The following is a 20,101-nucleotide window of genomic DNA, read 5'->3' as shown; positions in this document are numbered from 1 at the left end:
AAGGCCGCTCGACCTTTTTGGAGGCAAACGGCCTTGTCCAGATTCCTTAACGGACGCAATCAGTGCGTTCCGCGCCCGACCCTATCAGGCCTGGGCGTCGTCCAGAGCCGGCTCGAGCTGGGCTTCAGCCGAAGCGCCGAGATCGCGGCCAGACGAGCTCTGCTGACGGGCGATGCCGTCGAGGGCAGCGCGCGCGATCAGGTCGCAGTAGAGCGCAATGGCGCGCGAAGCGTCGTCGTTGCCCGGGATCGGGAAGTCGATCGGGTCCGGATCGCAGTTCGAATCGATGATGGCGACGACCGGAATGCCGAGACGCTTGGCTTCCTGGATCGCGATCGACTCCTTGTTGGTGTCGATGATGAACATCAGGTCCGGCGTGCCGCCCATGTCCTTGATGCCGCCGAGAGCCTTGTCCAGCTTCTCGCGCTCGCGCTCGAGGTTCAGGCGCTCCTTCTTGGTGAAGCCCGAAGCTTCCGAAGAAAGGATCTCGTCGAGCTTGCGCAGGCGCTGGATCGAGTTCGAGATCGTCTTCCAGTTCGTCAGCATGCCGCCGAGCCAGCGGGCATTGACGTAGTACTGGGCCGAACGCTTGGCGGCGTCGGCGATGATGTCCGATGCCTGGCGCTTGGTACCGACGAACAGGACGCGGCCGCCACCGGCGACGGTGTCGCTGACGACCTGCAGCGCGCGATGCAGCAGCGGAACGGTCTGAGCGAGGTCGATGATGTGGACGTTGCTACGGTCGCCGAAGATGTACGGCTTCATCTTCGGGTTCCAGCGGTGGGTCTGGTGGCCGAAGTGGACACCAGCTTCCAGAAGCTGGCGCATGCTGAAATCAGGCAATGCCATGCCTTTTCTCCTTTTTCCGGTTGAACCTCCGCAAGGCGAACAGCAGGACCCCTTGGCCCTGCCACCGGCGGAGCGGTCCGGATTTCTCCCGGAAAGCCCCATGCCTCACGTGTGGAATGCGCTGCCCTTAACCTCAGTCGGCGGCGAAATCAACCCCGCTCGAAGAAAAAGGAGGGCGATACGGACCGCCTACTTGCAATCCGCCGGCTGGAACAGTTCGAGGTTTGCAAGCTTTCCCGTCAGCACGAAATCGCCGTAGTCCATCGTCAGGTCGCGGGTGATGCCGTTCTCGTAGAGCTTGAACGACATGCGGTAGATCGGAAGCGCATCGCCCTTTGTATCGTCGTTGTAGTAGGCGATCGTCACCGGCCAGAACGCCTGCTTTGCGAAAGTGCCCGCCTTGGCGGCATCCGGGTCGTCAGAACCCGGCATTTCCTTCTTGCCGAGGATCGTCGTCGTCATCAGCGCCTTGTCGCCCGAATCCGAACCGTCGAAGATTCGCGCTTCGAAGAACCGCTCGCCCTTCTTCGCCCGCTCGATCAGTTCCAGCATGTGCTCGGTCGGAAAGACACTTTCTCCAAGCTCCACTGCCCGCGTATCGGGCGCCGTCAGTTCGACGTTGACGCCATTCTTTTCGTCGCGCGCATTGCCGCGCACTTCCTTGTCGAGCTTGTCGTCGGTGAAGGAGCGGGTCAGGAAGCGGAAGCTGCGATTCTTCAGGTCCTCATAGGTGGTTGTCTGCTGGTCCGTCAGGCGCGTCTCCTCGCCCGTATTGATCTGGGTGACGAATCGGAAGCTGACGGTGTAGCCTTCGCAGGCGTTGCCGTTGAACTCGTAGACCATCCGGCCGTACATTCCTGCTATCCCGGAACGCTCGGACGCGTCCTTCAGCTGCAGGTCATAGACCGCCCGATGCGGTGCCAGGCCGGCTGCGGAAACGGAACTGAACGGCATCGCTGCCAGGATGGCCGCGGCGGACACGGCCGGGACAAAGGTTGAGCGAAACATCCGTTTCCTCCTGTTGAACTCGGCCGCGATGTTATAAGAACACATTCGGCAAGAGCGAGGCGCATTTGCATTTGCATGCCGCATTGTAACAGAAAACGCAATCGAGGCGGCGCGCCTGCGCACAGCTCCGGGCATGCCGTCCTGAAAAACGACAATCGGCGCCTGCCGCCCCTTCGACGGCAAGGCCAAAATGATCGCAAGGATGGAGACGAAGCATGTCCGCTGAAATCGAGACCAGGGTCAAGGAACTCGGCTACACGATCCCAGACGCCGCGGCTCCTGCCGCAAACTACGTTCCCTACGTGATCAGCGGCTCGATCCTTCACATATCCGGCCAGCTCCCCATCGCCGACGGTAAGATCGCCGTGACCGGGCATCTCGGCAAGGATGTGGACGTTGCGACCGGCCAGAAGGCGGCCGAGCTTTGCGCCGTCAACCTGCTCGCCCAGGCTAAGGCCGCCCTCGGCGACCTGTCCCGAATCAAGAGAATCATCAAAATCAATGGCTTCGTGGCATCTGTTCCGACTTTCATCGAACAGCACCTCGTCATCAACGGCGCCTCCAACCTCCTCGTCAACGCGCTGGGCGAGCCGGGCAAGCATGCCCGCGCGGCCGTGGGCATGGCCGCGCTGCCGCTGAACGCAGCCGTCGAGATCGACGCCATCATGGAAATTGCCTGATGCCGCGCGATATTCCCTGGCTGACCGCCCAGCCGATCGCCCACCGCGGCTACCACGACATGAACCGCAAAGTATGGGAAAATACGCTCTCGGCATTTTCCCGCGCGATCGAGGCGGGATTTGCGATCGAATGCGACCTGCAATATGCCTCGGACAGCGTCCCCGTCGTCTTTCATGACGACGATCTGGAACGCCTGTGCGCCATTCCCGGCGACGTGCGCGCAAAGACTTCCGGCGAACTCGGCATGCTCTCGGTGGGCGGCACGAAGGACAGGATCCCGACGTTGTCTCAGTTGCTGAAGCTCGTCGACGGCCGTGTGCCGCTCGTCATCGAGCTGAAGGGCCGCCGGGGCGACGACGAAGGCTTTGCCGCAAGCGTTCTGGAGATCATCGAGGACTACAAGGGTCCGATCGCGCTGATGAGCTTCGACCACTGGCTGCTCAAGGATCTCAAGGCGCTCGACGCTCCGCGTCCCGTCGGCCTGACCGCCGAGGGCGCCGAGCCGGAGACCTTCTTCGTGCACGAGGAGGCGATGCAACTCGGCCTCGACTTCATCTCCTATCACTACGGCCACCTGCCCAACTCCTTCATCAGCAAGGAACGCAAGGCCGGTATCCCCGTCATCACCTGGACCGTCCACGGTCTGGAGGGTGTGGAAAAGACCCGCGCCGAAGCGGACCAGATGACCTTCGAGGGCTTCGATCCGCGTGAACAACTGGTCGCCTGACAATGGCTGATGCCTACCGGATACGCGTCGTCCAGTCCTTTGCCGAGATCCCGGCGGATGACTGGGCGCGCCTTTCGGGGGCCGCGCATGGCCTGACCGGGGCGACCTACAACCCGTTCGTCAGCCATGCTTTCCTGTCCTCGCTTGAAGAATCGGGCTCGGCCACGGCCAAATCCGGCTGGCTCGGCCAGCATCTGCTGCTGGAACAGAAGGACGGCACGCTGCTGGGGGCTGCACCCGCCTATCTGAAAAACCACAGTCAGGGCGAATACGTCTTCGACCACGGCTGGGCAGACGCTTTCGAGCGCGCCGGCGGACGCTACTATCCGAAGCTGCAGGCCTCCGTCCCCTTCACCCCGGCGACGGGGCCGCGCCTGCTTCATCGCCACGATCTCGACCCCGCTCCGGTGCGCCAGGCGCTGGCCGGTGGACTTCGGGAACTGGCGCGCCGCAACGAACTGTCCTCCGCCCACGTCACCTTCGTCGAGGCGGACGAAATGCCGGCGCTCGAGGAAGCCGGCTTCCTGCACCGCACCGACCAGCAGTTCCATTTCCTCAACCCCGGCTACGCTTCGCACGACGAGTTCCTGCAGACCCTGGCCTCCCGCAAGCGCAAGGCACTCAAGAAGGAGCGGCGCTCCGCGCTGGAGAGCGGAATTCAGATCGACTGGCTCACCGGCGACGACCTGACCGAGGACATCTGGGACCAGTTCTTCGCCTTCTACATGGATACGGGCGGGCGCAAGTGGGGGCGCCCCTATCTAACCCGGAGATTCTACTCGCTGATCGGCGAGCGCATGGCCAGCGACATCCTGCTGGTCATGGCCAGGCGCGGCGGGCGCTACATCGCCGGCGCCATCAATTTCATCGGCGGGGATGCGCTCTACGGCCGCCACTGGGGCTGCATCGAGGATCATCCCTATCTGCATTTCGAGGTGTGCTACCACCAGGCGATCGATTTCGCGATCGCCCACCGCCTCGCTCGCGTCGAAGCCGGCGCGCAGGGAGAGCACAAGCTGGCGCGCGGCTATATGCCGGTGACGACGCACTCGGCCCACTATATCACCCACCCCGGACTTCGCCGCGCGGTGGCGGACTATCTGGAACGCGAACGCCGCGACGTCGCCGAGACCGGCGAATGGCTGGCCGAACACGGGCCATTCCGCAAGGGTGGAGATCGCCCGCCGGACGAGGACTGACATTCCCGGCGCAAATCATTCCGGCCACCGGCCGCAAACCTAAAGGAGACCGATATGAGCGCCTACGATCCCGGCAATATTTTCGCCAAGATCCTGCGTGGGGAAATCCCCTCGCACAAGGTGTACGAAGACGAGCATGCGCTGGCCTTCATGGACGTGATGCCGCAGGGCACCGGGCATACCTTGATCATACCCAAGATGCCGTCGCGCAACATCCTCGATGCCGATCCGCAGACGCTTTCGCAGGTCATACCCGTCGTGCAGAAAATCGCGATTGCGGCCAAGGAGGCCTTCGAGGCGGACGGCGTGACCGTGATCCAGTTCAACGAGCCAGCATCCGGCCAGACGATCTACCACCTGCATTTCCACGTCATCCCCCGCTTCGAGGGCATACCGCTGAAGCCGCATTCCGGCACGATGGAAGACCAGGGCATATTGACGGCCAACGCGAAAAAGTTGCGCGACGCCCTCGGCGCCTGACGCCTCGACCAACCCTTGCCCTTGGCGCTCAGGCGCCGAGGGCAAGGAGTCCGACGGCCAGCGCCGCCATGGCAGCCACGATGCCGGCGAGCTGGTTTCGGCGAAAGGCGAAGAAGGCTGCCGCCCCGATCGCGATCGCACCGACCCGCAGCCAAAGCGGCGAGGTCTCCAGTTCACCGGTCGGATAGACGATCAGCTTGGCGATGACCGCTGCCACGAGCGCCGTCGCCACCGCCCTCACCCAGTTCATCATCTCCGAATTCTCATCGATCCTGTTACCAGCGAGCACGCCAAGCCAACGCCAGATGTCCGTTGCGAGCCAGCCCGCAACCACGATGAAGACGTAAGGCCAAAGCGCGTCGATGGTCACGGAGCGCTCCCGGCCTGCCGCAGACGCCAGTGCCGCTCGGCCGCCCAGGCGAGCGTTCCGCCGATGACGCCAGCGAGCAGGATATCGAACTCCGGCGCCACTTCATGAAAGAAGACACCCGACACCAGCCCGACGCCAAGCGCCCAGTAGATCACCCGGTGGCGGGCGGAGACCCAGATCGAGCTCAGGAAATAGACGGGCGTGAGGAAGAAGAGGCAGGCGCCGACAATGGGCGGAAACTGCGCCACCAGGAAGTAGGCGACGCCGACCAGGAGCACGTTTGCCAGCGTCAGCGTTGTGCTGAACCCCGCGAAGTAGGCCACCCGCCCGGACCGCGGCACCTGATGCGCCCGTTCCATGGCAAACACCCAGGCCGTGATGGCGACGAAATGCGACAGGATCAGCAGGAGCCATGTGGGTGTCTTGCGCGTGCGGATTTCCGGCACCAGTGCTGCCACCATCGGCATCATGCGAACCGAGGACAGCGTCACCGCGATGAACGCGGTCAGGAGGTTCGCCCCCGACAGCATCGTGCCGACAAGTATGACCTTGGCCGGCAGCGCCCAGACCACGCCGGTCATGAACATCACCTGCTCCACCGGAATTCCGACTTCGGCCGTAAACGCCGCGAAGCCGACGAAGGAGAGCATCAGGATGATCGCGGGCAAGCTCCAGAGACCGCGCATGCCCTGAACGAACCAGTAGCGGCTCGTCTGTTCATCGATTGTCGCCTCGGCGTCCATTCTTCATCCCGGCATGACACATGAAAATGCCGGGCGGTTTCCCGCCCGGCATCGGACCTGCATCGGCAGGCTTTACTTCTTGCGCGGCACCTTCGGCACGCCGCTGCCCTTGCGGGCCGGTGCGGCCGGCTTTTCGGCCTCCGCCTTGGCCGCCTTCGACTTGGGTGCAGAACTTGCCGCAACGGTTTCCTTCGCCTTCTTCGGCTTGGCTGCCTTGCGGGCGGGGCTTGCGATTTCCGCCTTGGGCTTGATCGGAGCGGTCTCCGGCACGGCGTCGAGGATGATGCCCTTGGTGCCATCCTCCTTCGGACCGACGGAGACGCGGACGACGCCGCCCTTCTTCAGCTTGCCGAACAGAATCTCGTCGGCAAGCTTCTTCTTGATGTTTTCCTGGATGACGCGGGCCAGCGGCCGCGCACCCATCTTTTCGTCGTAACCCTTCTCGGCCAGCCAGGCGATCGCCTCCGGCTGCAGTTCGAAGGTGACGTTGCGCTCCGACAGCTGCGTTTCCAGCTGCATGACGAACTTCTGCACGACCTGGTGAATCACCGGCGTCGGCAGCGAGCCGAACGGGATGATCGCATCGAGGCGGTTGCGGAACTCCGGCGTGAACAGGCGGTTGATCGCCTCCATGTCGTCGCCTTCGCGCTTGGACGAACCGAAGCCGATCGCAGCCTTGGCCATGTCGGAAGCGCCCGCATTGGTCGTCATGATCAGGATGACGTTGCGGAAGTCGATCTTCTTGCCGTTATGGTCCGTCAGCGAGCCGTGATCCATGACCTGCAGCAGAATGTTGTACAGGTCCGGATGCGCCTTCTCGATTTCGTCAAGCAGCAGCACGCTATGCGGATGCTGGTCGACGCCGTCGGTGAGAAGGCCGCCCTGGTCGAAGCCGACATAGCCGGGAGGTGCACCGAGCAGACGCGAAACCGTGTGCCGCTCCATGTATTCCGACATGTCGAAGCGCAGAAGCTCGACGCCGAGCGACGCAGCCAGTTGCTTTGCCACCTCCGTCTTGCCGACGCCGGTCGGGCCCGAGAACAGGTAGCAGCCGATCGGCTTGTTCGGCTCGCGCAGGCCCGCCCGCGCCAACTTGATGGCCGAGGCCAGCGCCTCGATAGCCAGGTCCTGGCCGTAGACGACCGAGCGCAGTTCCTTCTCCAGGTTCGCAAGCACCTGCTCGTCGTCCTTGGAAACCGTCTTCGGCGGAATGCGCGCCATTGTCGCAATCGTCGCCTCGATCTCCTTCTCGGTGATCAGCTTGCGCCGCTTGCCGGCCGGCAGCAGCATCTGCGCCGCCCCCGTCTCATCGATCACGTCGATCGCCTTGTCCGGCAGTTTGCGGTCGGAGATGTAGCGGGCCGACAGCTCGACGGCGGTCTTGATCGCCTCATTGGAGTACTTGAGCTTGTGATAGTTCTCGAAATAAGGCTTCAGGCCCTTCATGATCTCGATCGCGTCATCGATGGTCGGCTCGTTGACGTCGATCTTCTGGAAGCGACGGACGAGCGCCCGGTCCTTTTCGAAGAACTGCCGGTATTCCTTGTAGGTGGTCGAGCCGATGCAGCGGATCGCACCGGAGGAAAGCGCCGGCTTCAGGAGGTTCGACGCGTCCATTGCGCCGCCCGAGGTCGCGCCGGCGCCGATGACCGTGTGAATTTCATCGATGAAGAGCACCGCACCCGGATACTCCTCGAGTTCCTTGACGACCTGCTTCAGCCGCTCCTCGAAGTCACCACGATAGCGGGTGCCTGCGAGCAGCGTGCCCATGTCGAGCGAAAAGATGGTGGCGTCCTGCAGTGCCTCAGGCACCTTGCCCTCGACGATGCGCTTGGCAAGGCCTTCGGCGATAGCTGTCTTGCCGACGCCGGGATCGCCAACATAGAGCGGATTGTTCTTCGAGCGGCGGCACAGCACCTGGATGGTCCGGTTGACCTCGGCGTGTCGGCCGATCAGCGGGTCGATCTTGCCGTTCTTGGCCTTCTCGTTGAGATTGACGCAGTAGGCCGAGAGCGCGTCCTGCTTCTTGCCGGCCTCCTCCTGCTCGCCCTGCGCGCGCGTCTGCTTCTGCTCGTTATCGCCTTCCTCGGCCCCGCGCACCGTGCGCGCGTCGGAGGAACCCGGACGCTTCCCGATGCCGTGCGAGATGAAGTTCACCGCGTCGTAGCGCGTCATCTCCTGCTCCTGCAGGAAATAGGCGGCGTGGCTTTCGCGCTCGGCGAAGATGGCGACCAGCACATTGGCGCCGGTCACTTCCTCGCGGCCGGACGACTGGACGTGGATGACGGCGCGCTGGATGACGCGCTGGAAGCCTGAAGTCGGCTTGGAATCTTCCTCGTATCCCGTCACCAGGTTGGCAAGGTCGTTGTCGACATAGTCGGACACGGTCTTGCGCAGGCTTTCGAGATTGACGTTGCAGGCGCCCATGACGGCTGCCGCATCGGCGTCGTCGATCAGCGCCAGGAGCAGATGCTCAAGCGTGGCGTATTCATGGTGGCGCTCATTGGCGTAAGTCAGTGCCTGATGAAGCGCTTTCTCAAGGCTTGTCGAAAAAGTTGGCACGTTCTGTCCTCATTTCTTTTCCATGACACATTGCAGCGGATGCTGGTGCTGGCGGGAGAAATCCATCACCTGTGTCACTTTGGTTTCGGCAACCTCGTAGGTAAAAACGCCACACTCACCCACGCCATGATTATGCACGTGTAGCATGATCCGAGTCGCAGCCTCACGGTCCTTCTGGAAGAACCGCTCGAGGATGTGGATCACGAACTCCATCGGCGTGTAGTCATCGTTCAACAGCAGAACCCGGTAGAGGCTCGGCTTCTTCGTTTTCGGCTTCGTGCGGGTGATGACGGAAGTGCTGCGACCCGGGGTATCGCCGCTTCCTTCATTGCCCTGCAACCGGACCGGTATCGCATTCATTCCAGTTCATTCCTCGTGAGCGCGGCTATCGCATGGGAGGCAGCCGCGGCGGCGATGATTGCCGTCATCATGCCTACGTCATTTAGTGGTTTCTTGCGGGATTTTAAGGCCCCCGCGTCGTCCTGCAAGGATAATCCAGCCGCAGGGGATTGAAAGCGGGAAAATTGTACAACGCCCCGCGATTTGACAGGCCATCGCTTTCTTCCGGCACAATAGCCGCGCTCGAACTGCGAGGCCCAATGCCATTTCCCAGATGGCGTATGCCGCCTGCCAATCCGACTTTCGCTTCCCCTGGCGAAGAAAGAACGAAAAAGGCGATGCCGTCCCCGGCATCGCCCCTCCAAATCAGGCGCTACCGCGTGCGCTCAATCAACGAAGGCGCGCTCGATGACGAACTCGCCGGGCTTGTTGTTCGCGCCTTCCGTAAGACCGGCCTGCTCCAGCAAAAGCTTTGTCTCCTTCAGCATGCCTGTCGAGCCGCAGATCATCGCCCGGTCGATGGCGGGATCGAAGGGATCGACACCGAGATCGGCAAACATCTTGCCGTTGCTGATCAGGTCGGTGATGCGGCCCTGGTAGGGGAACGCTTCACGGGTGACGGTGGCATAGTGGCGCAGCTTGCCGCCGACGACTTCCGACAGGAGCTCGTCCTGAGCAATCTCCTCGACCAGGTCGAACCCGTACTTCAGCTCGGACACCTCGCGGCAGGTGTGGGTGAGGATCACCTCGTCGAACTTTTCATAAGTCTCCGGATCACGGATAAGACTTGCGAACGGCGCAATCCCCGTGCCGGTGGAGAACATGTAAAGGCGTTTGCCAGGCGTCAGCGCGTCGAGCACCAGCGTGCCAGTCGGCTTCTTGCGCATCAGAACCTGGTCGCCCTGCTTGATCTGCTGCAGATGAGAGGTCAGCGGGCCGTCCGGAACCTTGATCGAGAAGAACTCCAGTTCCTCGTCCCAGGCAGGGCTTGCGATCGAATAGGCGCGATAGACCGGCTTGCCGTCGACCATCAGGCCGATCATGGCGAATTCACCGGAACGGAAGCGGAAGCCGTCCGGGCGCGTCATGCGGAAGCGGAAGAGACGGTCAGTATAGTGCTGCACGCTCGTCACCTTTTCGGCATAGACGCCGGCGGGAACGGTGGCTGCGAGATCTTCGGTCTTTGCGGGCGCGTTCATGCGTGGTCGGTTCCTGCGGTCAAAGCTGATGTCGTATAGGCAGATATTATAACCTGACCGCAGAAGGAAGGCATCGCGTTCCAAAGGAAGCGGCCATGCGCAAATTGCATTTCAATGGTCGCGGTCCGATTGCATGCTCTATATAATGTGCAGCGCAGCAAGAGAAAAGGCCCGCCCTCCAGCCAAGCTGGAAAACGGGCCCTTGCGCGACAAAATGCGTCAGCCGACGCGGCGCCAGCTGTAGGACTTCGCATCCGCCGAAGGACGCGCCGCTGGCTGGTAGTGATTGTCGATGCCGGGCAGGCGGTTTTCCGAAAGCCTCTTCAGCGCCGTCGCATTGCTGACGGCGAAACTGTCGATGCCACAGCGAAGCATCAGCGGGATCTGGTCGATCAGCACATCGCCCACCGCCCTCACCTCGCCCTTGAAACCGAGCCGCGAGCGCAGCAGCGACGCATGGCTGAAAGCCCGTCCGTCGTTGAACGCGGGAAAGGCAACGGCCACCAGCGCGATGCGGTCGAGATGGTCGGCCAGCCGGCGCACGTCATCGGCCGGATTGACCAAAACGCCAAAACCCTGCTCGTCGCCTTCCGCCACCTTCGCCAGGAAACTGTCGATGCCGAGGATCGCCTTCTCGTTCGATCCGGCCTTGGTTTCCTCGCTCTCGATCACCCAGGGATCGTCGGTGACAAATCCCGCTTCGTTCCAGATTTTCGACATGACCGTTCTCCTCAGGCTGCCGCGGCCGTCTTGTCACCGTAGAGCGCATCCTTGAACGGCTGCGGCCCGACACGGCGATAGGCGGTGAGGAAGGTTTCGGACGGGTCGAGACGCAGGCCGAGATAGGTATCGACGATGACCTCGATGGCATCCGTCACCTTCTCCGGCTCGAAGCCGCGGCCGATGATTTCGCCGATCGACGTGTTCTCGTCGCCCGAACCGCCGAGCGTGATCTGGTAAAGCTCCTCGCCCTTCTTCTCCACACCGAGCAGGCCGATATGGCCGACATGGTGGTGGCCGCAGGCGTTGATGCAGCCCGAAATCTTGATCTTCAGCTCGCCGATCTCCGCCTGGCGCTCCGGCGAGCCGAAGCGAGTGGAGATTTCCTGCGCCACCGGGATCGAGCGTGCGTTCGCCAGCGCGCAGTAGTCCAACCCGGGACAGGCGATGATGTCGGTGATCAGCCCGGCGTTCGCGGTAGCGAGCCCGGTCGCGACCAGCGCGCGGTAGACCGGCTCGAGATCGGCCAGTGCAACATGCGGCAGGATCAGGTTCTGCTCATGGCTGACGCGGATCTCGTCGAACGCGTATTCCTGGGCGATATCGGCCACCGCATCCATCTGCGCATCGGTCGCATCCCCCGGAATGCCGCCGATGGGCTTCAGGGAGATCGTGACCATGCCATAGTCGGGATGCTTGTGCGGCTGCACGTTCTGCTGCACCCAGCGGGCAAAATCGGCATCCGCCTTCTTCCACTGTGCCAGCTGCGCCCAGCCTTCCGCGCGAGACTCCAGCGCCGGCGGCGCGAAGTAGGCGGTAATGGCGGCGATATCCTGCTCGGGCAGCTTCAGTTCGGTGTTCTTCAGTTCGGCAAACTCGACTTCCACCTGGCGCGCCAGTTCCTCCACCCCGGTCTCGTGCACAAGGATCTTGATGCGGGCCTTGTACTTGTTGTCGCGCCGGCCGTGCAGGTTGTAGACCCGCATGATCGCCGTCGTATACGACAGGAGATCCTCTTCCGGCAGGAAGTCGCGGATCTTCTTGGCGATCATCGGCGTGCGGCCCTGCCCGCCGCCGACATAGACGGCAAAGCCGATCTCGCCCTTTTCGTTCTTCTTCAGGTGAAGGCCGATGTCATGCACCTGGATCGCAGCCCGGTCGCGCTCGGCGCCGGTAACGGCGATCTTGAACTTGCGCGGCAGGAAAGAAAATTCCGGGTGGACGGAGGACCACTGGCGAAGGATCTCCGCATAGGGGCGAGGATCGGCAACCTCGTCGGCGGCCGCACCGGCGAAATGGTCGGCCGTCACGTTGCGGATGCAGTTGCCGGAGGTCTGGATCGCGTGCATTTCGACCGACGCCAGGTCGGCGAGCGCGTCCGGCAGCTCGGAAAGCTTCGGCCAGTTGTACTGGATGTTCTGCCGCGTGGTGAAATGCCCGTAGCCGCGGTCGTACTTGCGCGCGACATGGGCGAGCATGCGCATCTGCCGGCTGTTCATCGTCCCGTACGGAACGGCCACGCGCAGCATGTAGGCATGCAATTGCAGATATACGCCGTTCATCAGGCGTAGCGGCTTGAAGGCATCCTCCGAAAGCTCGCCGGAGAGGCGGCGGGAGACCTGGTCGCGGAACTGCGCGACCCGGTCGTTGACGAAGGCGTGGTCGAATTCATCATAACGATACATGTGATGTCCTTCAGGCGACGGCCGAACGAATTGCGCTCAGGCCGGCATAGCCGGCTGCATAGGGAATGGTCGGACCGCCTGCGCGGATGCGTTCGCGCATGCGCAGCGGTCGCAGTACACCATCGACCTCCTCGACGTCGACGACATTGACGTCGACGACCTTGTTGTCGGCGAAAGCCTGCTTGCCGGTTGCCTCCAGTGCGTCGACAGCCTCCTTGTGGCGCGCCACAAAAGCCTCCTGCAGGGATTCGTTCCAGTTGCCCGCGGCGTCGAGCCAGACGGATATGCCGTCCGACAGCCGGTTTGCAGTCAGAACCTTGTCTGTCATGTCATGCTCCCTGCAATGCTGCCTCCGCCGTGGCGCGGCTGCGCACGAGCGGAGCGGAATGTGCGAAATTGGCGCCGGCTACCGCGTCGCCGATGATAACCATGACCGGGCCGGTCAATTCGTCGCGATGCTCAAGGTCCGGCAGATCCTTCAAGGTGCCGTGCATCAGGCGCTTCTCCGCCCGGCTTGCATTCTCGATGACCGCCACGGTGGTCTCCGCCGGCAGGCCCGCCTGCATCAGCCGCCCCGCGACGGAGGCCGCAACCGTCCGCCCCATATAGACGGCAATGGTCGCCCCGGAGACCGCAAGCCGCGCCCAGTCGGGCAGAACGGCGCCGGTCAGGTCGTGGCCGGTCGTGAACACCAGCGACGACGCCACGCCACGCAGCGTCAGCGGCAGCTCGAAATCAGCGGCGGCAGCGAATGCCGAGGTGATGCCGGGGACGATCTCATAGGCAATGCCCGCCTCCCGAAGCGCCGACATCTCTTCGGCGGCGCGACCGTAGACGAGCGGATCGCCGGCCTTCAGGCGCACGACGCGTTTGCCGTCGCGGCCGAGCTGCACCAGCAGTTCGTTGATTTCATCCTGGGACTTCGAATGACAGCCCTTGCGCTTGCCGACGGAAATCCGCTCAGCATCGCGGCGCCCCATGTCGACGATCGCCTGCGGCACCAGCGCGTCATAGACGATCGCATCGGCTTCCATCATCACCCGTTGGGCGCGCAGGGTCAGGAGGTCTTCTGCACCCGGCCCGGCGCCGACGAGCCAAACGCGCCCTTCCACCTTGTGCGAATCGGCCAGAAGCTGGGTCGCCTTGCGGCGCGCCAGTTCCTCGTTGCCTTCGCTCACGGCATCGGCGACCTGCCCCTGGAAGAACTGGCGCCAGAAAAGGCGGCGCGCGACACCGCGCGGCACCATGGCTTCAACGGCGTGACGGTAGGATGCGCCAAGCGTTGCGAGCCGGCCAAGCGAGGGAGACAGCAACTGGTCCACCTGGCTACGGATCATCTGGGCCAGCACGGGACCGGCCCCTTCCGTGCCGATGGCAACGGCCACAGGCGCACGGTTGACCAGGGCCGGCGTGAAGAAGTCGCAGAATTCCGGCTGATCCACCGCATTGACGGGAATGCGAAGTTCACGCGCCTGTGTCGCGACAGCGCGGTCACGCGCATTGTCACCCGTGGCGGCGAAAACGAGCGTGGCCCCGGCGAGATGCGCACCCGAAACCTCTTCAAGGACGACTTCGACGCCTTCCCTGTCGAGATAGCGGGCGAAAGCGGCATCGAGCCCTTCCGAAACCACCACGATCTCCGCGTCGGTGTTGCGCAGGAGGCGAACCTTGGCATAGGCCTCGTCACCACCGCCCACGACAACGACCCTCTTCCCCTTCACGCGGAAGAAGGCCGGAAATACCGAAAGCTTGTCACTGGTCTGCTGCATTGCACGATCCGGTTCGAATGTGCCGGCAATATCGCCAATCCGGAACTGAAATAAAAGAAACAGGAATCCGCCGCTTGTTTGAGGCGCGTATTGTTTTGCTCGACACCTGCCGATTTCGGGTAAATCTCTCCGGCAGCCCCTTGCCCCTTGCCTCGCCGACAGTTGCACCGCTAAGGAAGAGGCGACTTCGCACCATCTGAGAGGCCGCCCCATGGAGCAACCGACCCTGGCTCGACGTCTGCTGGACGTCATCGAGAACGATATTCTGCCATTGACGGAAAAAGGCGTCGCCGCAGGCAACAAGATCTTCGGCGCGGCCATCCTGAAGAAATCCGATCTCTCGCTGGTTCTGGCGGAAACGAACAACGAGACCGAGAACCCGCTGTGGCATGGCGAGGTGCACACGCTGAAGCGTTTCTACGAACAGGCCGACAAGCCAGATACGAAAGACCTTGTGTTCCTGTCCACGCACGAACCCTGTTCCATGTGCCTTTCGGCCATCACCTGGGCAGGCTTCGACAACTTCTATTACTTCTTCACGCACGAGGATTCACGCGACGCCTTCGCGATTCCGCACGACCTGAAGATCCTGAAGGAGGTGTTCCGCCTGGATCCAGGCGGCTATGCGAAGAAGAACGCCTTCTGGCGGTCGGCAGCGATCGGCGAACTGATCGCGAGCACACAGGCGGCGGAAAAGGCTGAACTGCAGGCGCAGGACAAGCGCATCCGCGAGACCTATGACAAGCTGTCGGCCGCCTACCAGTCCGGCAAGGACGACAACAGCATCCCGCTCAACTGAACGGCATCCGGAGTGGAACCATGCAGCCGTCCCGCGACATAAAGGGCCTTCTCGACATCATGGCCGCCCTGCGCCAGCCGGAGACCGGCTGCCCGTGGGATGTCGTGCAGACCTTCGAGACGATCAAGCCCTACACCATCGAGGAAGCCTACGAGGTGGCGGACGCGATCGAACGCGCCGATATGCACGATCTTTGCGACGAACTCGGCGACCTGCTGTTGCAGGTGGTCTTCCATGCCCGCATCGCCGAAGAAGCCGGTGATTTTTCCTTTGCCGACGTGGTCGAGGCGATCACGTGCAAGATGATTCGCCGCCATCCGCACGTCTTTGCGCGATCCGACGCCGACACGCCGGACGCGGTCAAGGCGCAATGGCACGAGATCAAGCAGGCCGAAAAGCGCGAACGCAGCGAGCGTCGCGCCAACCGCGGCCTGCCGCCGGAGACCGACAAGGGCTACCTCGGATCCGTCCAGCGCTCGTTTCCGGCACTCGTCGAGGCGCTGAAGCTGCAGGAGCGGGCTGCGAAGGTCGGCTTCGACTGGTCGGAGCCGGAGCCGATCCTCGACAAGATCGAGGAGGAAATCGGCGAACTGCGCGAGGCCTTGCGCAGCGGCGACAGGGGAAAGGTGGCAGACGAACTCGGCGACCTTCTCTTCGCCGTCGTCAATATCGGCCGCCACACCGAAACCGATCCGGAAATGGCCCTGCGCGGTACCAACTCCAAGTTCCGCCGCCGCTTCGCCCATATCGAGACGGAGCTGCAAGCATCCGGCGAAACGCTGGAAGCGGCGACGCTGGAGCGTATGGAGGAGCTATGGCAGGCTGCGAAGGCGATCGAGCGCCAGCTGGGCTAACGGCGGACGAGGCGTCCGCCAAATTCCAGAAATTTTCAATAATATTCAAATCGTTGTCGAATAAAACTCGCAAGCGAGATTAAGCCAGAGCGGTGACGTCAGCGTTCCCAGTCCTCGAGCGGGCGCTTCGCGCCCTGCCCAAGCCTGCGATCCAGTTCCGCGGCCTCCGTCTCGGTCAGCCGAACCGAAATGCGTACGCTTCCGTCTTCCTGATCCTCGCGCTCATCGACGATCGAGTGATCGTAGAGCCAGGGAAGGAGCTGCAGCTTGTCGACGGGAAGGACGACGTCGCGATCGACGAGAACGCCGGAAAGCCGCCGGTTCACTTCGTCCAGAAGACGATCGACGCCCTCGCCCGTCAGCGCCGAAACCGCCATCGTGTTCGGCGTCGTCGCAGCCTTCTGCACCAGCGCCTCGCGCGCTTCCTCGGGCAGGTCGTCGATCTTGTTCCAGACCTCGAGAATCCGCTCGGCGCCATCCTTCTCGTCGATGCCGAGATCGGCGAGGATACGCAGAACGTCCGAAGCCTGTGCGCCGTTGTCCGGGTCGGACATGTCACGCACATGCAAGATCAGGTCCGCCTCCAGCACCTCTTCCAGGGTCGCACGGAAAGCGGCCACGAGATGGGTGGGAAGGTCGGAAATGAAGCCGACGGTGTCAGAGAGGATGACGGTGCGGCCCTGCGGCAGCTTCATCCGGCGCAGCGTCGGGTCGAGTGTCGCAAACAGCATGTCCTCGGCCAGCACGCCGGCGCCGGTAATCCGGTTGAACAGCGTCGATTTTCCCGCATTCGTATAGCCGACGAGCGCCACGATGGGATGCGGAACCTTCTTGCGCTTGGCGCGGTGCAACTGGCGCGTGCGGCGCACCTGCTCCAGTTCGCGCTCCAGCCGAACGATGCGCTCCTGCAGCAGCCGGCGGTCGGCCTCGATCTGCGTTTCGCCCGGGCCGCCCATGAAGCCGGCACCGCCGCGCTGGCGCTCCAGGTGGGTCCAGCTGCGGACCAGCCGGCCCTTCTGGTAGTTGAGATGGGCGAGTTCGACCTGCAGCGTGCCTTCCTTCGTGGAAGCCCGGCGGCCGAAGATTTCCAGGATGAGGCCCGTCCGGTCGATGACCTTGGCGTTCCATTCCTTTTCGAGGTTGCGTTGCTGAACCGGCGTCAGCGGGTGATCGACGATGACCAGTCCGGCATCGTTCGCATCCAGCGCCGTCTTGATCTCGGCGATCTTGCCGGTGCCGAGCAGCGTGCCGGGCTTCGGCTGGCTGACCGGCACGACGGCGGAGAACACCACGTCGAGATCGATGGCGCGCGCAAGCCCGATCGCTTCTGCGAGCCGCGCTTCGTCGGAACGGGAAACGGCGCCGTTGGCGTCGCTCTTCCCCTTCTTGATCACCGGAGCGATGACGACCGCCCGCGAATCGTCGCGGCGCTTCTCGAGCTCCGGAACGATGGAATCCTGGCTTGTATCGCGCTTGCTAATGAGCCTTGACCTTTGTCAGGAGGCGGCTTCTTCGGTCTCGAACATCTGCAGCGGCTGGCCGGGCATGATGGTGGAGATCGCGTGCTTGTAGACGAGCTGCGAGTGGCCGTCGCGCCGCAGAAGCACACAGAAATTGTCAAAAGACGTCACAACGCCCGTCAGCTTTACGCCGTTGATGAGGAAGATTGTGAGGGAGATCTTTTGCTTGCGAACAGTATTGAGGAAAAGGTCCTGCAAATTCTGAGAACGTTCCGCCATGGCGCCGCTTCTTTCTTGATTGCCGATCCTGACGACCGGTTGAATAAAACTTAATGCCCCGGGAGGTACGAAGCGTCGTTCGCCCCTCCATCCGCTTAGGTATCAAATCGCAATCTTCTCCGCAACGGCGAAAAAAGCATCCCGCAGTTTCTGCGCGCTCCCGCCGGGGTGGCCGTTTGCGATGGGTTTTCCATCGATTTCGACCACCGGAAAGCAGATGCTCGTCGCCGCGGAGATGAAAACCTCACGCGCCTCCATCATCTCGGCAACCGTGAAGGCGCGCTCCACGACCCTCATGCCGACCCGTTCGGCCACGTCCATCAGCGATGTCCGCGTGATTCCCCTGAGGATGCCGTGGTCGGCCGGCCGGGTTACCAGCCGGCCCTCGCCGTCCACGATCCAGACATTGGTCGCAGCCCCTTCAGTGACGTTACCCTCCGCATCGACGAAGATCGCCTCCTGCGCCCCGCGTTCCTTCGCCTGCTGCCTTGCCAGCACGTTGGGAAGCAACCCTACGGTCTTGATGTCGACGCGATCCCAGCGATTCTCCGGCAGAGTGATCGCACTGATGCCTATTTCGTTCTTGCGCGCGATGATGCCCGGATCGGTCGATTTTGCGGTGATGACGACCGACGGCTGGACGTCTCCTGCCGGAAACACATGGTCTCGCCGCGCCACACCGCGCGTGACCTGCAGGTAGAACAGGCCGTTGCGCACCCTGTTTCGCCGCAGCAGCTCACGGAGCACGATGACAAGCGCCTGCCGTTCCATCGGCCAGGCGATACGAAGCTCGCCCAGCGACCGTCCCAGGCGGTCGAGGTGCCGCGTCAGGTCGACGATGAAGCCGTGGCGGACCTCGCAAACCTCGTAGACGCCGTCAGCGAACTGGTAGCCGCGATCCTCGACGTGGACCGCCGCCTCCGCGTGGCGCACATATCGACCGTTGACATAGGCAAAACGTGGCATGGGACCGCCTAGAAATACTGGATGCTGACACGGAAGAGCTGCTGGACATGGCGGACAGCTTCCACCGTCGCAAACAGGACGACCCTGTCCTTCGCCTTGATACGGACGTCGCCGTCGGGCCGAACCACCTTGCCATCGCGCAGGATGGCGCCAATGCGAATGCCCTCGGGAAGGTGAAGGTCGCGGAACGGCCGGCCGACCAGCGGCGAGGTCTCCAGCGCCTCCGCCTCGATCACTTCGGCCGCGCCGCGCTGGACGGCGTAAACCCGGCGGATGCGCCCCTTGCGGACATGCTGGAGGATACTGGAGATCGTCACCGCCCGCGGATTGATATGGGCGTCGATCTCCATGCTGCGGATGAGATCCTGATAGGAGGGATCGTTCAGGAGGACGAGGTTGTGCTTGCAGCCAAGCGCCTTGGCCATCACGCCGCCCAATATGTTGATCTGGTCGTTGTTGGTCAGCGTGACGACGAGATCGGCGTCCTGGATATCGGCCTGCTGCAGAAGTTTCTGATCGAGCGCCGATCCGTGCAGGACGACGGAATTGCGCAACTCATCGGCGATAAGGACGGCTCGCTCCCGATCGCTCTCGATGATCTTGATGCGGGTGCGGGGCTGGAACTCCTCGATCGCCTTGGCAACGAAGAGACCGATATTGCCACCGCCGGCGATGACGATGCGCGCGGCCTCCTGCTCCTCGTGCCCGAAAAGCGACAGCGTGCGCCGCACATGCGTCGCATCGCAGACGACATAGGCGAGGTCCCCGGTTTGCAACTCGTCGCCCGAACGCGGCACGAACAATTTGCCATCCCGGTATACGCCGGTCACGGTGGCCATCAAGTCCGGAAAGAGTTCCGTCAGCTGCTGCAGCGGCGTGTTGACGACCGGGCAGTCCTCCATGCACTCGATCGCCAGCATCACGATCCGGTCGTCGGCGAAACGCACGACATCGGTGGCGCCGGGAAACGAAATGCGCCGGAGCACCATCTTGCCGACCTCGATCTCCGGGGAAATCGCCACGTCGATCGGCATATCGTCGCGCGAGAAGAGATCGGAATATTCCGGCGCCAGATAGCTCTGCGAACGGATGCGGGCGATCTTGGTCGGCACCTTGAACAGCGAGTGCGCCACCTGGCAGGCGACCATGTTGATCTCGTCGTGCAGGGTGACGGCGATGATCATTTCCGCCTGGTCCGCGCCCGCCTTTGCCAGAACGTCCGGATGTGCGCCGTGGCCGACCACGCCGCTCACATCGAGCGTCTCGGTAATGGCCGAGATGAGCGAAGCCGAGGTATCGATGACCGAGACGTCGTTGCCCTCCTGCGAAAGACGCTCGGCAATGCCGTAACCCACGCGGCCGGCGCCGCAGATGATGACCTTCATGTCGCGCCCCTCGCCGCTCTCATATCA

General features: G+C 62.8%; 21 protein-coding genes. 6 read left to right on the top strand and 15 right to left on the bottom strand.

Annotated features, from left to right (window positions below; genetic code table 11):
* Nucleotides 1-84 precede the first annotated feature (84 nt).
* A complete protein-coding gene (gene rpsB / locus HV823_RS11785; protein WP_176949917.1) occupies nt 85-849 on the bottom strand; it encodes a 30S ribosomal protein S2 in 765 nt (254 codons plus the stop codon).
* Nucleotides 850-1,038: 189 nt separating this feature from the next.
* A complete protein-coding gene (locus HV823_RS11780; protein WP_176949916.1) occupies nt 1,039-1,857 on the bottom strand; it encodes a cell envelope integrity EipB family protein in 819 nt (272 codons plus the stop codon).
* A 215-nt stretch (nt 1,858-2,072) separates the two neighbouring features.
* Here HV823_RS11780 and HV823_RS11775 point away from each other — a divergent pair, with 215 nt between their 5' ends.
* The 4 genes from HV823_RS11775 to HV823_RS11760 are packed head-to-tail and all read left to right on the top strand — an operon-like array spanning nt 2,073 to nt 4,944.
* Entirely contained in the window at nt 2,073-2,537 is a 465-nt protein-coding gene (locus tag HV823_RS11775; protein ID WP_176949915.1) for a RidA family protein, read from the top strand.
* Nucleotides 2,537-3,265, top strand: coding sequence for a glycerophosphodiester phosphodiesterase (locus tag HV823_RS11770; protein WP_176949914.1), 729 nt, complete (start codon nt 2,537-2,539; stop codon nt 3,263-3,265). Before HV823_RS11775 ends, HV823_RS11770 begins: the two co-directional genes overlap by 1 nt.
* A 2-nt stretch (nt 3,266-3,267) precedes the next feature.
* Nucleotides 3,268-4,464 carry a GNAT family N-acetyltransferase gene (locus HV823_RS11765; RefSeq protein ID WP_176949913.1) on the top strand — a complete coding sequence of 399 codons (1,197 nt, stop codon included), beginning with the start codon at nt 3,268-3,270 and terminating at the stop codon, nt 4,462-4,464.
* Between the two features lie 54 nt (nt 4,465-4,518).
* Nucleotides 4,519-4,944, top strand: coding sequence for an HIT family protein (locus tag HV823_RS11760; protein WP_176949912.1), 426 nt, complete (start codon nt 4,519-4,521; stop codon nt 4,942-4,944).
* A gap of 28 nt (nt 4,945-4,972) precedes the next feature.
* Here HV823_RS11760 and HV823_RS11755 read toward each other — a convergent pair whose 3' ends face one another.
* From HV823_RS11755 to cysG, 9 genes are all read right to left on the bottom strand, one after another.
* Entirely contained in the window at nt 4,973-5,344 is a 372-nt protein-coding gene (locus tag HV823_RS11755; RefSeq protein WP_176950081.1) for an AzlD domain-containing protein, read from the bottom strand.
* Entirely contained in the window at nt 5,311-6,057 is a 747-nt protein-coding gene (locus tag HV823_RS11750) for an AzlC family ABC transporter permease (RefSeq protein WP_176949911.1), read from the bottom strand. The genes HV823_RS11755 and HV823_RS11750 overlap by 34 nt, the downstream gene beginning before the upstream one ends.
* 72 nt (nt 6,058-6,129) lie before the next feature.
* The gene (clpA, locus tag HV823_RS11745) at nt 6,130-8,619 is read right to left on the bottom strand and encodes an ATP-dependent Clp protease ATP-binding subunit ClpA (protein WP_176949910.1); all 2,490 of its coding nucleotides are present in this window, start codon (nt 8,617-8,619) and stop codon (nt 6,130-6,132) included.
* Nucleotides 8,620-8,628: 9 nt separating this feature from the next.
* Nucleotides 8,629-8,979 carry an ATP-dependent Clp protease adapter ClpS gene (gene clpS, locus HV823_RS11740; protein ID WP_097138514.1) on the bottom strand — a complete coding sequence of 117 codons (351 nt, stop codon included), beginning with the start codon at nt 8,977-8,979 and terminating at the stop codon, nt 8,629-8,631.
* 365 nt (nt 8,980-9,344) lie between these two features.
* Nucleotides 9,345-10,157, bottom strand: coding sequence for a ferredoxin--NADP reductase (locus HV823_RS11735; RefSeq protein ID WP_176949909.1), 813 nt, complete (start codon nt 10,155-10,157; stop codon nt 9,345-9,347).
* A 219-nt stretch (nt 10,158-10,376) separates the two neighbouring features.
* The gene (locus HV823_RS11730) at nt 10,377-10,877 is read right to left on the bottom strand and encodes a DUF934 domain-containing protein (RefSeq protein ID WP_176949908.1); all 501 of its coding nucleotides are present in this window, start codon (nt 10,875-10,877) and stop codon (nt 10,377-10,379) included.
* A gap of 11 nt (nt 10,878-10,888) precedes the next feature.
* On the bottom strand, nt 10,889-12,562 hold the full coding sequence (locus HV823_RS11725) for a nitrite/sulfite reductase (RefSeq protein WP_176949907.1): 1,674 nt from the start codon (nt 12,560-12,562) through the stop codon (nt 10,889-10,891).
* A gap of 10 nt (nt 12,563-12,572) precedes the next feature.
* The gene (locus HV823_RS11720) at nt 12,573-12,890 is read right to left on the bottom strand and encodes a DUF2849 domain-containing protein (protein WP_176949906.1); all 318 of its coding nucleotides are present in this window, start codon (nt 12,888-12,890) and stop codon (nt 12,573-12,575) included.
* Between the two features lies 1 nt (nt 12,891).
* Nucleotides 12,892-14,331 carry a siroheme synthase CysG gene (gene cysG, locus HV823_RS11715; RefSeq protein ID WP_176949905.1) on the bottom strand — a complete coding sequence of 480 codons (1,440 nt, stop codon included), beginning with the start codon at nt 14,329-14,331 and terminating at the stop codon, nt 12,892-12,894.
* Between the two features lie 211 nt (nt 14,332-14,542).
* On the opposite strand from cysG, the gene HV823_RS11710 reads away from it, so the two are divergent.
* The gene (locus HV823_RS11710) at nt 14,543-15,130 is read left to right on the top strand and encodes a deaminase (RefSeq protein WP_176949904.1); all 588 of its coding nucleotides are present in this window, start codon (nt 14,543-14,545) and stop codon (nt 15,128-15,130) included.
* 20 nt (nt 15,131-15,150) lie between these two features.
* On the top strand, nt 15,151-15,984 hold the full coding sequence (gene mazG / locus HV823_RS11705) for a nucleoside triphosphate pyrophosphohydrolase (protein WP_176949903.1): 834 nt from the start codon (nt 15,151-15,153) through the stop codon (nt 15,982-15,984).
* A gap of 98 nt (nt 15,985-16,082) precedes the next feature.
* Here the strand turns inward: mazG and hflX are convergent, their stop codons facing one another.
* From hflX to trkA, 4 genes are all read right to left on the bottom strand, one after another.
* Nucleotides 16,083-17,435, bottom strand: coding sequence for a GTPase HflX (hflX, locus tag HV823_RS11700; protein ID WP_343051857.1), 1,353 nt, complete (start codon nt 17,433-17,435; stop codon nt 16,083-16,085).
* Between the two features lie 45 nt (nt 17,436-17,480).
* On the bottom strand, nt 17,481-17,723 hold the full coding sequence (hfq, locus tag HV823_RS11695) for an RNA chaperone Hfq (protein WP_176949902.1): 243 nt from the start codon (nt 17,721-17,723) through the stop codon (nt 17,481-17,483).
* 102 nt (nt 17,724-17,825) lie between these two features.
* Nucleotides 17,826-18,689, bottom strand: coding sequence for a D-amino-acid transaminase (locus tag HV823_RS11690; RefSeq protein WP_176949901.1), 864 nt, complete (start codon nt 18,687-18,689; stop codon nt 17,826-17,828).
* Nucleotides 18,690-18,697: 8 nt separating this feature from the next.
* Nucleotides 18,698-20,074 (bottom strand): Trk system potassium transporter TrkA, encoded by a 1,377-nt coding sequence (gene trkA, locus HV823_RS11685; RefSeq protein WP_176949900.1) that lies wholly within the window; start codon nt 20,072-20,074, stop codon nt 18,698-18,700.
* Nucleotides 20,075-20,101: the final 27 nt, after the last annotated feature.

Source organism: Mycoplana rhizolycopersici (assembly GCF_013378445.1).
Classification (GTDB): domain Bacteria; phylum Pseudomonadota; class Alphaproteobacteria; order Rhizobiales; family Rhizobiaceae; genus Mycoplana; species Mycoplana rhizolycopersici.
This window is presented reverse-complemented; position numbering and strand designations above follow the sequence as displayed.